Consider the following 13,949-nt stretch of genomic DNA (forward strand, 5'->3'; position numbering starts at 1 on the left):
TGTGTTGATGATGGGTTTGCCCATTTATGCCAAGGTTTTGTATGTCCTATTATAGTGTATTAATAAATCGTTATTACATATTTCTCTTTTTTTGTTGCCTTTCATTTCATCATCAAGACTGTAAATTTTATTCCATTTTTTATCCAAGAAAACGAGTTTATCAACTAATAACAAATTAAGCGCATCTTGATCAGGAAACGGGAGTTTTTTCTTTAATAACAAATTAATGGCCTGAGTTGATATATTTTCTTTTTGCCATTGTTGAATATTTATTAATAAAAATCCAGAGTTGAAATATTTTTCACCTGTACTACTGACATCTATTGATTTAAATTTATTTTTTCCACCTTCCTGTATGACAGCTGCAATTTCATTATTGTGGAAAGTGATTTTAGTTAATTGACTTATATTTCCATTACAAAAGATATCTGCGTCAAGATAAAGCACTTTATTAACCTTTAAAAATAAATAGTTAACAACTATAAATCTAAAATAAATAGCATATGACCAATTTTGGGTTGTTGGTAACTTTTTTATTTCATCACATTTAAGAAGATATATTGTTATTTTGGTATTATATTGTTTAGCTAACTGTGAGAACAAACTTTTTTGTTTATTATCAAAAAAATCAGTAAAAATATGGAAATGAAAATTCATATTTTTGTTATGCATTAGTATCGAGGCGATAGAGACTCCAGTACCAAATAGAAAGTTTTTGTCTACTCCATAAGCAATGTTAAATACATCATCTGAATAACGTAATTTCTCATTTTCTAAATTAATAACTTTTGTTACTAATTTATCAATTTCTAACATATTTTCCTCAGGCACATTTACAAGTGACTCAATCATAGAAGCATAATATTAGCAGCGTTGGGGGAAGTTGTTAACCTTAGTGAATTACTATCCCTACCTATACAAAAATGATCCACTTAGCAATGTAAAACTAATGCATCAAGAGTAAAAATGGCCGTTTTAAGATACGGCTGATCATGACATTGGAGATCAAAGTAGAGATTTCTGTTTTACATCGCCAGGAATGCCTATACGTTCGATTGAGCGATGGCTTTAAAAAAACCGGTTTTACTACGTTGCTAAAGCGATTTTTAAGCAACAACCCTTATTAATGCATTCTTTTTTTCACATTAGGCAGATCAACATAATGGTCTGCTGAATTCAAAGATACAAGGATGCCAAGTTAAATAGATTGATAGCGACAGACTAACTCTCCTTCATCACATCACCACAAAGCCCATTCCTATGATTCACCGACTACTCACTGTTATGACCAATAGTGAAGCAGCTTAAAAAGAGGTTTATAAAAATGGCAACCCGTTATATCGGACTTAAAGAAATGTGTCAATTAACCGGTAAGAGTCACCCTACACTTTGGAGAATGTGGGCAAAAAAGAAAGACTTTCCTGCTCCACAAAAAAGTAGAAGCGGTACTTTCTTAGGCTGGCCTGAAAAAGATTATGAAGAATGGGTTGACTCCTAAAGAGATAACAACACCCGTTAAAGCACCTGTTATTTTTGATTTGAGGAGGGAAAGCCACATAACCCATTAATTTTATTGGCGCGCCCTGTAGGACTCGAACCTACGACCTACGGCTTAGAAGGGCGATAACTTCTTATTTTAACTCATAACAAATGATTTCATTCAGTTTCAACTTGCTGTAATAAAAAGAATTTTACATGTTGTATGATTTCACTTTATAACATAGTATTTCACCATAACGACACCCGTAAGAGCACCCGTAATGGCAGGAATATTACTCACTGACACTGACAGCAAGATCAAAGGTATTAAACCAAAAGAGCAAGCGTATTACGTATGGCAGTCATCAGCCACCAGAGGTACAGGGCGCTTGGGTCTGAAAGTTTACCCTTCCGGCAGAAAGATTTTTGTTTACAAGTACCATAAAGAGGGTGCTCGAAAATTCCTTTCACTGGGAGATTATCCCACGGTAACCCTCGCAGAAGCAACCGCAAAAGCCCTCACCGCCGCTGCCAATATCACCACGCCAGAAACGTCTATTGCTGAACACGCCACTATAAAACAATTGTTTGACGATTACATCACCACTCAAAAAAACAAGGTAATCGCTCTTATGACAAAACAAAAAACAGACTCAACCAAGTGTTAACCAGTAAGTACATTGATCCTGCTACACCCGCTAAGGAAATAACACCCGTTCAGATCAAGCGTGTTCTTGCAGAGTTTATAGAACGTGGGGCAAACGCCGGAGCAAATAAGATTAGAGCTAACCTTCATGCCGTATTCAATTTTGGGTTATTCGCGGATAACGATCCGGCCAACATTAACGAAAAAACCATTTACGGGCTTGACCGAAATCCAGTCAGTGTCATTCCACCGCAAAAACGGGTAGATAAGGCGCTTGATCGTTTTTTGTCATGGGACGAACTCAGCGAGCTATTAAGATTGCTCTTAGTAACGGAATCAGCTTGCCCCATTCAGCCAGACTTCGCTCAATTGACCCTTCTGTGTATCTTTAGCGGCGGGCAGCGCCCTTGGGAAATAATGACCAATACTCGTGATCAATGGGATGAAAAAAATAAAACCCTTACAGTACCGCCTCACATATCAAAAAATAGTGATTTCCACATTATCCCACTGAATCAAAGCGCCACTGAGATTCTGAAACGGCAGAGAAAAAAATATCCAGACGCGCTGTTTCTCTTTCCGGGAAATACAAAAGAAGGGCATTTGCTGTCCGCTGAGTACAGTAAACAACTCCGTAAATTCTGTAAATTAACCGGTTTTAATAAATTCACCCCCAGAGATATTCGCCGTACCTCCAAAACCTTGGCAGGAAATATGGGCATTAGTGCAGAAATGCGTGATAGACTTCAAAATCACAAAAGGCCTGGCGTGTCAGCAAAACATTACGATAGGTATGATTATCTAAGAAAAAAACGAGAAATAATTGAACAGTGGGAAAAAAATTACTTGCTTTATGATGGATATAATTTTACATAGATTAGCTATCAGCTATGAACTGCTAATAGATTAGAAATATAAGGCCTTATACCGCTAGGAATACTCTTTTGCGGATACAAAAGGAGCAAGTATGCAATCAGTAAAAGTAGGTATCACTGCTATACAACAACTGGATTCATCTCCCCTAACAAAAAATCAAAAATCCCTTATATGTATGCTTACTATTGGAAATATTCTCGAATTTTTTGATTTATTTCTAGTCGGTTTTGTCATTACCCTGCTTATGCAAGATCAACGGTGGTCATTAAGCACAATACAGTCAGGTTTAATCCTCGCTGGAGCAGGATTTGGAACTGTCATCGGCGCAATTTTTTGGGGGTGGCTTGCTGATAAATATGGCCGTAAGAAATCATTTTTCTCATGTATTTTATTACTTGTAATATTTACCGGACTGGCTGCGCTAACGCCTGAAAATAATTGGTTATTTTTGTCAATCATGCGAGTTTGCGTAGGTATAGCCGTTGGCGGGCTTAATGTGACTTCTGTACCTTATGTTCAAGAATTTGTGCCATCTAAAAAAAGAGGGTTATTTACTGGTCTGACTTCAGCATTTGTACCATTGGGTCTATTTCTTGGATCATTCGCCACTCGTTATCTGGCTGAACCGCTTGGTTGGAGAGGACTTTTAATTATTGGTTGTCTTCCTGTTATTTTATTAGCATGGAGAAAATTCATTCCAGAATCACCACGATATTTAGTATCTAAAGGACGTTTTCAGGATGCCCGTGAAGCTTACTCCTGGGCGATGAATATCCCTGTAACTAATGTGGGGCATTTACCTGAAGATATATCGATTAGCAAAAAGTCTTATCTAAATATAATAAGACACTATCCAAAACAACTTACTATTGTCGCTATTGGTTCATTTTCTTTTATACTTGGAAGTTTCGCTATTCAGTCATGGGGACAGATATTATTGAATCAGGTTTTCCATTTTAGTATTAATGTTGTAGCAAATTTATTCATGATACTTTCTTTAGGGGATTTAGTTGGCCGATTATTTTCAGCATGGCTTTCCGATTATCTTGGAAGACGTCGAACACTCTTTTTATTCGGTCTTATTGGTGCGCTTGGATGTATGATTGCAACACTGTCTGTACAGATCAGCACAATCGTGCATTTTTTAAATTTGAATATGATATCTTCAGGCTGGATTTTCTTTGTTGGCACTCTTATTGCTATGATGTTTGGCGATGGTGCATTTGGGATTATCAATGCATTTGGTGGAGAAATGTTTTCTAATCAGGTACGCTCGACCTGTCTTGGACTCGGTTATGGTGTAGGTGCCACAGCTAAAATTGTTGGTCCTGTTTTTCTCGGCGGTCTCATCGATGGCAAAAATTTTTCTGAAGATGTCGTGTTCGTACCCTTCCTCATATTTTCGTTTATTTTTTTTATCGGTTCTATCGTTTATCTATTTGCTCGCGAAACCCGCAATATTCAACTTGAGGCTATGTAATTGATATCAATCTGTGACTCAGATTTGTTAGTATTCATAGATATGAATTTGATCACTTAGAAGCAATATCTTATGTAAAAATCGATTTTAAATCAAATTGTTACGTCCCCATTGCATATATTCTGTATAGAATCAGTAATCAATAATTTATTACTTATTAATATGTCAAAGGGATACAGAACAGCACATACCAGTACCAATGCACAAAATATTCGTTCCCACTTAGGATATTTACTGGGGTTCAATATTGGCATACAGAAACGTCGACGATATGGCCATAGTAACGGTATTCCTGCTGGTGTTAACATATCAGCTACAACGTAGCTAATATAACCAACGACCATGGCATGGACAAAATCTACCGATATCGGAATGATAATTCGTGACAACAAGTCTGAAGAAAGAAATATGCTGCACCCTACAATAGCCAGAAAACTGTGAGTAATATAGCTAGGCGACTTAATTTTGATTACAGCATATGTATTAAAAACAGGTCATCGATAGTGCATCCTGTTTCCATCTTTTTACGTTTAGCTTGAGACCATTTATGTTCTATAGGATTTAAATCTGGTGAATACACAGGCAAATATTCTATCTGGTGTCCTGCGTTTATAATTGCCTGTTCAATATTCTTACCTTTGTGAAAGCTAGCGTTGTCCATAAAAATAACAGAATTTTCAGGAAGTTCTGGGAGCAATATTTTTGTGATCCAAACATAAAAAACATCACGATTAATATTGCAATCAAATAATCCGATAGCAAAAAGGGTTGTTCCCAATAAAGCGCCAATAACATTTGTTCTTCCCTTAGCACCCCAGTTTTTCAGGCCAAAACAACGGTGACCTTTTGGGGAATAGCCGTGAGTTCGTGGAGTGTCATGTGAAAAACCACTTTCATCAATAAAAACAACAGATTTATCTTTTTTTTCATACTGTTGTCTTTTTTGCTGATGTGCCAGCCTGTCGCTTTCGTTGGTTTTTGGATGGAATAGAGTTTTTTTTATAGGTTAATCCCAGCTTTTTAAGGGATTGCCAAATAGTCTTTTTACAAACACCGAATCGCTCTGCCCGTTCCTTTTGGTAAGCATCTGGATACTGTTCCACATCTTTTGCTAAAGCATTTTTATCGAGCTTCCTCTTACGTGGCGTTGAATTTTTTTGCTCTGGTCGTTTAAGCCAACGTACTAAAGACGCTTTTCCAATACGGAATTGTTTCGCAGTTTCTCGAATTGTTAAACCTTCGGCTTTCCTTACAGATATTACTTTACGTCGAAAATCAATTGTATAACTCATAACACACCTTGTAATCAAAATTAAGTCGCCTAGCTATACCTCTATGACCGAACACTTTGGCAATGGGTATCGAAAGCCGTTTTAATCGTTGGCCTAAAAAAGACTTGGGGTGATCGATGTCTGGTAGCAGGCAGGTTAATATTCCGCCAATAATGATATGCCCCCAGTTCCCTTGAGCTAATGCTGGTGATAACGCCAATTTTTTCGCAAAAATAGCGTTTGCTAAAGCAAAGATGAAATGCCCGCCAGCAGTCATAGTAACCACACATAGTTATATTTAGATATAATTATTTGCTTGTGTGCATTATGCAGCTAAAATCATTCAACAATCAACAGTTTACTAAGTTAAAAACTCCGTCAATGCTAGATAGCTGTTGGTGACATCCATCAGAAGCGATCCGGCTTATTAGAGGTTCAGTAATTTCAATGGTAGACTATCCCCTTAACGCGGTATAATACACCCATGACAAAATCTTCACTATCCCAACATGATTCACTCTTTAAAAAGTTCCTAGGCGATATCGCCGTAGCTCGGGACTTTCTGGAAGTGCATTTGCCTCCTCATCTTCGGGAGCCTTGCGATTTCAACACTTTTGCGATTGTAGTGGTCAACTAAAATTGGCCACTACAAGTTAACCGATCCTGATGCAGCTGCGGCGCGTGTTGGAGAACGCTGGGTAGTCATCTCAGAATTTAATCGTAGAGTCCTTGAAGCTTATTACAACCGTCCTGCAGAAGAACGTGATGCTTGGCTTAAATGGCTTGGGTTGTGATGACCAGGCAAGAAGTCTAAACGAAAGTTCATAGCCAGCGTTTGCTGCGGAACTGCTCTTTAACATTTTGGTATCAGCAAAAAAAAGTCTGTGAAACGGATGGCAGGGAAGTTGCGCCTGTAATTTGCTGATAGCTTCGCAGGTTGTTTATGCGAAGCGGAGTTGAGCCTACTATCGTAGGGACTTTCCAGCCGGAGTATGCCGATACAGGTGTACACAAACCCCAAATAACCAATAGGTGGATTTGTAGTAAGTATTTTTCGTGCTTAGCATAAATCTTCTTATAGAGGAGCCATTTATCCATGAATGCTCGACAACGTTGCCGTGAACGTCGGCAGATGCGCTATAGAGATCAGTGTAGAATACGCACAATAAGATTAAATTTACTAAAAAAACGCTCCACCGAAGAAATCATTAATCGTGTATGGAGCGAACATCATACACAAGAAAATGCTATTGTGAACCTGCTTGTTGCATTTAAACATCAATTAGACAGACACCCCACAGACAGTATCAACAACCGCTGTCTAACAAAAACTTATCTTTATACGGTGAAGAACCGTTATCCTCGCAGAAGGAGACGTAATGGATCTGGCAACCGAGAACAAGATTTTACGAATAATCAAAAACTTGACACAAGAACAACTCGAGGCCTGCGATAAAGAAGGCGAACGCATTTATGAATCGTTAAATGACGGGTATCTTGCTCACGTCTTATCACAGCAAATCTTTATCTACGAAGATAATTATGATGAGTCTCTTCTCGCAATCCAAACTACTCCTGGTTTCAATAATGCACTCTATGACTTAGGTCAACAACTCGCCAAAATTCTTTATGCCAAGAAGTGTCAAGATTCCTATTATGTGTATTAGTCTTAACTTAATCCGACAATTCTGATTTAAAAAAGAGCGTTACCGGTTTTAATTAACATCATTAGATAATTAAATAAAAGGTAATTCTATGTATCAAACAAATAATCCTATCATCAAACATAAAGTCGGGTTACTTAACCTCGCTGAAGAGCTTAATAACGTCTCAAAAGCCTGTAAGATTATGGGGGTATCCCGAGATACGTTTTATCGCTACCAGGAACTTGTTAACGATGGTGGGATAGACGCTTTAATTAATCAAAATCGACGGGTGCCTAACGTAAAAAATAGAGTAGATGAACAGATTGAAAGCGCTGTAGTCGAGTATGCGATTGAATACCCTGCACACGGTCAACACCGCAGTAGTAATGAACTAAGAAAAAAAGGCATTTTTGTTTCGGGGAGTGGCATTCGCTCTATTTGGCTGCGCCATAATCTCGAAAATTTTACAAAACGCCTAAAAGCGCTTGAAGATAAAATCGCAACAGAAGGAATTATCCTGTCAGAATCACAAATCAGTGCTCTAGAAAAGAAAGCGCAAGATGATGAAGCCTGTGGTGAGATTGAAACAGCGCATCCAGGTTATCTGGGTTCACAAGATACTTTTTATGTCGGTCATTTAAAAGGCGTTGGTCGTGTTTATCAACAAACTTACATTGATACTTACAGTAAAGTCGTTCATTGTAAGCTTTACACAACAAAAAGCGCGATAACGGCGGCAGATTTATTAAATGACAAGGTTCTCCCTTTTTATTCCCAGCATGGGTTACCGGTGTTACGTATACTGACGGACAGAGGCAGTGAGTATTGTGGTAAAGTTGAACATCACGATTATCAACTTTATCTCGCTATCAATGATATTGATCATACAAAAACTAAAGCTCGTTCACCTCAAACTAATGGGATTTGTGAACGCTTTCATAAAACTGTATTACAAGAGTTCTATCAGGTGGCTTTTCGTAAGAAAATCTATAGGGCTTTAAATGAATTACAAGCTGATTTAGATAAATGGTTAGCGGAATATAATAACCAACGCACTCATCAAGGAAAAATGTGTTGCGGTCGAACTCCTATGGCAACTTTACACGATGGAAAACAACTTTGGAGAGAGAAAGATTTAAATCAAATTTAACCTGACAGGTACTGTATAAATAACCGGTAACTGTTAGATCAAGTCTGAGCTACTACATTTCAATGACAGAACGATGACGCAAGATGACTTTGTCGAAACAAGTCTGTTCAACAGGCTTCATTTTCTTCTTGATATTCGTTATAAGGTTAATTCCCATTGTTTTCAGTTGCCGTTTCAGTGAAGCCGATAAATACCCTTCATCCGCATACAAACAACCAGAAAGATCTTTTATCAGCTCAGGTAATGGTTTCCGATCATCTGTGTTTCCTGGTGTAAGTCGAAAACTGAGTATTTCCCCCAAATGATTGATAATTACATGAAGTCACGAGTTTCGCACAGGCATATAAAATTCCAGAAATGGCTTAAAAGCAATAGTTAATTTGCAAGTTACTAAAACGTATGAATTTGTTTAAATTACAATAAGTTGCTTTTAATTTATAAGATTTTGTCTATTTATATATTATGCTGAATTAAACTTAAAAATAGAGCGTTTTTTTATTGGTGCGAAACTCGTGTATTTGTTACTAAGTAATCAATACGGCCGTTTTTGGCTATAAATTGGTAGTGTTCAAAAATCTGTGTCATATCTTAAACTCAAAAAAAAAAAGAGGTATGACATATGAGAAATCAATCATTTAATTTTGATGAAGCGTTGAAGCAATTACAATCAGGTAAAAATTTACTCGGTACAGATGGAATACTCACACCACTCATAAAACAGCTGACCGAAGCTGCCCTGCAGGCAGAAATAGAACACTATAGCTAGGCGACTTAATTTTGATTACAAGGTGTGTTATGAGTTATACAATTGATTTTCGACGTAAAGTAATATCTGTAAGGAAAGCCGAAGGTTTAACAATTCGAGAAACTGCGAAACAATTCCGTATTGGAAAAGCGTCTTTAGTACGTTGGCTTAAACGACCAGAGCCAAAAAATTCAACGCCACGTAAGAGGAAGCTCGATAAAAATGCTTTATCAAAAGATGTGGAACAGTATCCAGATGCTTACCAAAAGGAACGGGCAGAGCGATTCGGTGTTTGTAAAAAGACTATTTGGCAATCCCTTAAAAAGCTGGGATTAACCTATAAAAAAAACTCTATTCCATCCAAAAACCAACGAAAGCGACAGGCTGGCACATCAGCAAAAAAGACAACAGTATGAAAAAAAAGATAAATCTGTTGTTTTTATTGATGAAAGTGGTTTTTCACATGACACTCCACGAACTCACGGCTATTCCCCAAAAGGTCACCGTTGTTTTGGCCTGAAAAACTGGGGTGCTAAGGGAAGAACAAATGTTATTGGCGCTTTATTGGGAACAACCCTTTTTGCTATCGGATTATTTGATTGCAATATTAATCGTGATGTTTTTTATGTTTGGATCACAAAAATATTGCTCCCAGAACTTCCTGAAAATTCTGTTATTTTTATGGACAACGCTAGCTTTCACAAAGGTAAGAATATTGAACAGGCAATTATAAACGCAGGACACCAGATAGAATATTTGCCTGTGTATTCACCAGATTTAAATCCTATAGAACATAAATGGTCTCAAGCTAAACGTAAAAAGATGGAAACAGGATGCACTATCGATGACCTGTTTTTAATACATATGCTGTAATCAAAATTAAGTCGCCTAGCTATACCTATCGACAACGTCAATCGATACGCGTAAAAATGGCTATAAGCCTGTTGCTCAATAGCAAAATTAATTATGACTTACAAAAAAACCAGCCGATGATGATAAAATCATCAATTTTTGCATTAAAAATAACCCATGTAAGATTAAAAAATAAACTATTTTTGTATTTTTTAGATGTATCTAACTTGTTTTTATTTTAAGCAACTTTATTTCACTATTGAGCAACATGCTTTATATTCGAAAAACGGTTAAATCGACATCAGGTCAATTTGAACTGAAAACGCCCAGAGACAGGTCAGGTGCTTTTGAGCCTCAGCTCATTAAGAAAAATCAGACAAAATTATCAGAGGATATTGATAACAAAATCCTATCGTTATTTGCATTAGGCATGAGTTATCGTGATATTCAAAAACATGTTGCAGAATTATATGGACTGGAAATATCAGATGGAGCTATTACGCATATTACTGACAAATTACTCCCTGAATTAAAAGCCTGGCAACAACGCCCTCTGGAGGCGCTCTATCCTTTTGTCTGGCTCGATGCCATTCATTACAAGATAAAACATGATGGTCGCTATATCAATAAGGCAATCTACACAGTACTTGGACTAACCACCGATGGGCATAAGGAATTGTTAGGACTCTATATGTCTGAAACAGAAGGAGCACATCATTGGCTGAGCGTTCTGACTGACTTACATAACCGTGGTATACAAGATATTTTAATCGCTTGTGTTGACGGATTAAAAGGGTTTCCAGAAGCGATAGCTAGTATTTTCCCGCAGACAGAAGTTCAGCTATGCGTAGTTCATCAAATTCGTAATAGCTTACGTTATATTGCCAGTAAAGACCAAAAAGCCTTTATGGCTGATTTTAAGCCGGTTTATCGTGCAGATACTAAAGCGGCTGCTGAGCTTGCCCTGTAGTGGTCAACTAAAATTGGCCACCCTACCTGACTGTTCACGGAACAGTCGCTCTGATTCGTTTGGCGTTAATCCACCGTTATACCAGTGAGGTCTTATATCGCTATAATAGTGGGTTATGTAGCGAATAATGGCTGACTGAGCAGTACTAAAGCTTTGGTAGCCAGTCGTTGGCACCCATTCGGTCTTCAGACTACGGAAGAATCGTTCCATCGGACTATTATCCCAACAATTCCCTCTGCGACTGATACTTTGGGTCATCTGATAACGCCACAATGCCTGCCTATACTGACGACTGGTATAATGACTTCCCTGATCACTATGGAACATCACCTGTTTGGGATGCCCACGTAGTTCCCAAGCCATTTGTAGTGCTTTGGCGGTTAATTCTGAGTCTGGTGCAAATGACATTGCCCAGCCCACCGGTTTTCGGGCAAACAAATCCAATACCACAGCCAGATAGGCCCATCGTGAGCCTGTCCAAATATAGGTTACATCGCCGCACCAAACCTGGTCAGGCTTTGTAACAGCGAACTGCCTATTGAGCAGATTTGGAATATCAATACGTTCATTTCCACCGCGGTTGTATTTATGTTTTCGCTCTTGGCAACTGACGATGATTAATTCTTTCATCAACTTACCCGCTAACCACCGCCCAAGTTTCACGTTGTGTGTATTGGTAACCATCGTGGCGATAGTCCTTGCGCCAGCAGAGCCGCCACTAACGTTCCACGCTTCGCTGACTAGGCTACGTTTTATCGTCCGCTCAATATCTGGCTCCTTAGGCTGACACCAATAGCGATATAGCTAGGCGACTTAATTTTGATTACAAGGTGTGTTATGAGTTATACAATTGATTTTCGACGTAAAGTAATATCTGTAAGGAAAGCCGAAGGTTTAACAATTCGAGAAACTGCGAAACAATTCCGTATTGGAAAAGCGTCTTTAGTACGTTGGCTTAAACGACCAGAGCCAAAAAATTCAACGCCACGTAAGAGGAAGCTCGATAAAAATGCTTTAGCAAAAGATGTGGAACAGTATCCAGATGCTTACCAAAAGGAACGGGCAGAGCGATTCGGTGTTTGTAAAAAGACTATTTGGCAATCCCTTAAAAAGCTGGGATTAACCTATAAAAAAAACTCTATTCCATCCAAAAACCAACGAAAGCGACAGGCTGGCACATCAGCAAAAAAGACAACAGTATGAAAAAAAAGATAAATCTGTTGTTTTTATTGATGAAAGTGGTTTTTCACATGACACTCCACGAACTCACGGCTATTCCCCAAAAGGTCACCGTTGTTTTGGCCTGAAAAACTGGGGTGCTAAGGGAAGAACAAATGTTATTGGCGCTTTATTGGGAACAACCCTTTTTGCTATCGGATTATTTGATTGCAATATTAACCGTGATGTTTTTTATGTTTGGATCACAAAAATATTGCTCCCAGAACTTCCTGAAAATTCTGTTATTTTTATGGACAACGCTAGCTTTCACAAAGGTAAGAATATTGAACAGGCAATTATAAACGCAGGACACCAGATAGAATATTTGCCTGTGTATTCACCAGATTTAAATCCTATAGAACATAAATGGTCTCAAGCTAAACGTAAAAAGATGGAAACAGGATGCACTATCGATGACCTGTTTTTAATACATATGCTGTAATCAAAATTAAGTCGCCTAGCTATAACTGCTTCGGTGAACATTAAAAATACGACACAAAGTTTTCACCGGATAAAGCACTCTTAGCTTTTCAACTACCGAAAATTTTTCAGTGAGTCGGACATTAAGAGCGCAGTAGCCTTTTTTAAGATGTCATTCTCCATTTCCAGCCGGTGGATTTTTTTCTTCATTTCTCCGAACTCAATTTGTTCAGGTGTTAATAAGCGTGTTGCTTAATAGTGAAATAAGGGTATTTTTCGGTGATTGAAGTAAATTTTAGGCTGTTCTGAGATGGAAATTCCAAAGACCGGCACTAAGGAGTAAAAAGGTATCATCAATAAAGGGTCTACGATTCCGTAAAATTTGGGTCATACAACCGAGGCGCTTGATACCCGCGATGGCGTGTTCAACCGTAATACGGATGCCCGAGATTATTTTATTTTCTTGTTTTTGTTCAGGCGATAAAGGTCTTTTTCGAGTTCCTTTTTTTGGGATTTGTGTATTAGGATGCTGTTTATCTATACCTTGAAAACCGGTATCGGCCCAGATGGTTACCTCAGGGGGAATATGGCGAATTATATCGACTTTATCGAGTAAGCGTTTATCGTGACGGCGCCCATTTTTGATCATGGGGATAAATCCAATTTTCCTCGTTTCGTCAGTCATAATAAGCCCTTTTCGAGTGGTCTGTCTTTTCTTTCCCGAATACATTTTTTTTCGCCGACGCAGATTCTTAGGCTTTTGGACAGGTCGCTCTGTCCCATCAATAAAGACGTCTTTAACTCCAGGAAAGGCGCGAAAAAATTCCTCAGCAGAGCGAATTTGACGAGCGGGCAAAACACATTCTCGCCCCAAGGTCATCTCTAAAACCGGCAATAATATTTTTACCCAGCGACATACCCGTGTTCTATCTAAACCAAAAAGAAGTCCTTGCAAATCATAGGTCGGATAACATTTTAAATACAATAAAATAAAAAGCAGTTTATCTAATGGGGTTGGGATAAATCCTTTCTGCCCTGCACCCATCTGCCGCTCGTGATCTTTTCGATTCTTTTTCCGATAAATCAAATAACAAGCTGAAAATTCAGCGGCTAAATTTTTCAATTCTTCGACTGATAATCCAATGATTGCTTTACATAAACGATTATCTCGTAACAACCGCTCTTTGTTGATCATT

Annotated in this window: 16 protein-coding genes and 7 pseudogenes; 14 read left to right on the forward strand and 9 right to left on the reverse strand. The window is 38.1% G+C overall.

All coding sequences use genetic code 11. The annotated features are described in order from the left end of the window. Window positions 1-24: 24 nt before the first annotated feature. Window positions 25-852 carry a glycosyltransferase gene (locus AYJ55_RS15780; RefSeq protein WP_162505628.1) on the reverse strand — a complete coding sequence of 276 codons (828 nt, stop codon included), beginning with the start codon at window positions 850-852 and terminating at the stop codon, window positions 25-27. Between the two features lie 472 nt (window positions 853-1,324). Here AYJ55_RS15780 and AYJ55_RS26485 point away from each other — a divergent pair, with 472 nt between their 5' ends. From AYJ55_RS26485 to AYJ55_RS15790, 4 genes are all read left to right on the forward strand, one after another. Next, window positions 1,325-1,498, forward strand: a complete 174-nt coding sequence (locus AYJ55_RS26485) for a helix-turn-helix transcriptional regulator (protein ID WP_074168098.1) — start codon at window positions 1,325-1,327, stop codon at window positions 1,496-1,498. A 262-nt stretch (window positions 1,499-1,760) separates the two neighbouring features. Beyond that, window positions 1,761-2,147, forward strand: coding sequence for an Arm DNA-binding domain-containing protein (locus tag AYJ55_RS33375; RefSeq protein ID WP_245677393.1), 387 nt, complete (start codon window positions 1,761-1,763; stop codon window positions 2,145-2,147). Further along, a complete protein-coding gene (locus tag AYJ55_RS15785) occupies window positions 2,141-3,001 on the forward strand; it encodes a site-specific integrase (protein ID WP_245677394.1) in 861 nt (286 codons plus the stop codon). Before AYJ55_RS33375 ends, AYJ55_RS15785 begins: the two co-directional genes overlap by 7 nt. A 91-nt stretch (window positions 3,002-3,092) precedes the next feature. Continuing rightward, window positions 3,093-4,481 (forward strand): MFS transporter, encoded by a 1,389-nt coding sequence (locus AYJ55_RS15790; protein WP_063657215.1) that lies wholly within the window; start codon window positions 3,093-3,095, stop codon window positions 4,479-4,481. A 92-nt stretch (window positions 4,482-4,573) separates the two neighbouring features. Here AYJ55_RS15790 and AYJ55_RS26490 read toward each other — a convergent pair whose 3' ends face one another. From AYJ55_RS26490 to AYJ55_RS15805, 4 genes and pseudogenes are all read right to left on the reverse strand, one after another. Further along, the gene (locus tag AYJ55_RS26490; RefSeq protein ID WP_342668176.1) at window positions 4,574-4,873 is read right to left on the reverse strand and encodes a metal-dependent hydrolase; all 300 of its coding nucleotides are present in this window, start codon (window positions 4,871-4,873) and stop codon (window positions 4,574-4,576) included. A 77-nt stretch (window positions 4,874-4,950) separates the two neighbouring features. Further along, on the reverse strand, window positions 4,951-5,484 hold the full coding sequence (locus AYJ55_RS15795) for an IS630 family transposase (protein ID WP_162505291.1): 534 nt from the start codon (window positions 5,482-5,484) through the stop codon (window positions 4,951-4,953). After that, entirely contained in the window at window positions 5,408-5,773 is a 366-nt protein-coding gene (locus tag AYJ55_RS15800) for an IS630 transposase-related protein (RefSeq protein WP_063657216.1), read from the reverse strand. Before AYJ55_RS15800 ends, AYJ55_RS15795 begins: the two co-directional genes overlap by 77 nt. A gap of 22 nt (window positions 5,774-5,795) precedes the next feature. After that, window positions 5,796-6,029 (reverse strand): annotated as a pseudogene (locus tag AYJ55_RS15805) (metal-dependent hydrolase); the annotation flags it as partial. Between the two features lie 207 nt (window positions 6,030-6,236). On the opposite strand from AYJ55_RS15805, the pseudogene AYJ55_RS26495 reads away from it, so the two are divergent. The 4 genes and pseudogenes from AYJ55_RS26495 to AYJ55_RS15815 all read left to right on the forward strand — a co-directional run. After that, window positions 6,237-6,374: pseudogene (locus AYJ55_RS26495) on the forward strand (Rpn family recombination-promoting nuclease/putative transposase); the annotation flags it as partial. 16 nt (window positions 6,375-6,390) lie between these two features. Further along, on the forward strand, window positions 6,391-6,546 hold the full coding sequence (locus AYJ55_RS26500; protein ID WP_074168136.1) for a Cox family DNA-binding protein: 156 nt from the start codon (window positions 6,391-6,393) through the stop codon (window positions 6,544-6,546). Between the two features lie 585 nt (window positions 6,547-7,131). Further along, on the forward strand, window positions 7,132-7,419 hold the full coding sequence (locus AYJ55_RS15810; protein WP_063657217.1) for a hypothetical protein: 288 nt from the start codon (window positions 7,132-7,134) through the stop codon (window positions 7,417-7,419). 88 nt (window positions 7,420-7,507) lie between these two features. After that, window positions 7,508-8,548, forward strand: coding sequence for an IS481 family transposase (locus AYJ55_RS15815; protein WP_063657218.1), 1,041 nt, complete (start codon window positions 7,508-7,510; stop codon window positions 8,546-8,548). A 58-nt stretch (window positions 8,549-8,606) separates the two neighbouring features. On the opposite strand, the pseudogene AYJ55_RS15820 reads toward AYJ55_RS15815, so the two are convergent. Beyond that, a pseudogene (locus AYJ55_RS15820) lies at window positions 8,607-8,870 on the reverse strand (transposase); the annotation flags it as partial. Between the two features lie 297 nt (window positions 8,871-9,167). Between AYJ55_RS15820 and AYJ55_RS30920 the strand changes: the two are divergent. The 4 genes and pseudogenes from AYJ55_RS30920 to AYJ55_RS15835 all read left to right on the forward strand — a co-directional run. After that, window positions 9,168-9,308 (forward strand): annotated as a pseudogene (locus tag AYJ55_RS30920) (IS256 family transposase); the annotation flags it as partial. Window positions 9,309-9,343: 35 nt separating this feature from the next. Next, window positions 9,344-9,709, forward strand: a complete 366-nt coding sequence (locus tag AYJ55_RS15825; RefSeq protein ID WP_063655295.1) for an IS630 transposase-related protein — start codon at window positions 9,344-9,346, stop codon at window positions 9,707-9,709. After that, window positions 9,678-10,166, forward strand: coding sequence for an IS630 family transposase (locus tag AYJ55_RS15830; protein ID WP_063653499.1), 489 nt, complete (start codon window positions 9,678-9,680; stop codon window positions 10,164-10,166). The genes AYJ55_RS15825 and AYJ55_RS15830 overlap by 32 nt, the downstream gene beginning before the upstream one ends. 262 nt (window positions 10,167-10,428) lie before the next feature. After that, window positions 10,429-11,112 (forward strand): annotated as a pseudogene (locus AYJ55_RS15835) (IS256 family transposase); the annotation flags it as partial. A 6-nt stretch (window positions 11,113-11,118) separates the two neighbouring features. On the opposite strand, the pseudogene AYJ55_RS15840 reads toward AYJ55_RS15835, so the two are convergent. Continuing rightward, window positions 11,119-11,916 (reverse strand): annotated as a pseudogene (locus AYJ55_RS15840) (IS3 family transposase); the annotation flags it as partial. Between the two features lie 36 nt (window positions 11,917-11,952). On the opposite strand from AYJ55_RS15840, the gene AYJ55_RS15845 reads away from it, so the two are divergent. Both AYJ55_RS15845 and AYJ55_RS15850 read left to right on the forward strand, forming a co-directional pair. Then, entirely contained in the window at window positions 11,953-12,318 is a 366-nt protein-coding gene (locus tag AYJ55_RS15845; protein ID WP_063653415.1) for an IS630 transposase-related protein, read from the forward strand. Then, window positions 12,287-12,775 carry an IS630 family transposase gene (locus tag AYJ55_RS15850; protein ID WP_063653499.1) on the forward strand — a complete coding sequence of 163 codons (489 nt, stop codon included), beginning with the start codon at window positions 12,287-12,289 and terminating at the stop codon, window positions 12,773-12,775. The genes AYJ55_RS15845 and AYJ55_RS15850 overlap by 32 nt, the downstream gene beginning before the upstream one ends. A gap of 21 nt (window positions 12,776-12,796) precedes the next feature. Here the strand turns inward: AYJ55_RS15850 and AYJ55_RS33380 are convergent. Both AYJ55_RS33380 and AYJ55_RS15855 read right to left on the reverse strand, forming a co-directional pair. Next, a pseudogene (locus tag AYJ55_RS33380) lies at window positions 12,797-12,993 on the reverse strand (IS3 family transposase); the annotation flags it as partial. Window positions 12,994-13,048: 55 nt separating this feature from the next. Next, entirely contained in the window at window positions 13,049-13,948 is a 900-nt protein-coding gene (locus AYJ55_RS15855) for a transposase family protein (protein WP_063653812.1), read from the reverse strand. Window position 13,949 lies beyond the last annotated feature (1 nt).

Origin of the sequence: Candidatus Arsenophonus triatominarum, assembly GCF_001640365.1 — a bacterium.
Lineage (GTDB): Bacteria > Pseudomonadota > Gammaproteobacteria > Enterobacterales > Enterobacteriaceae > Arsenophonus > Arsenophonus triatominarum.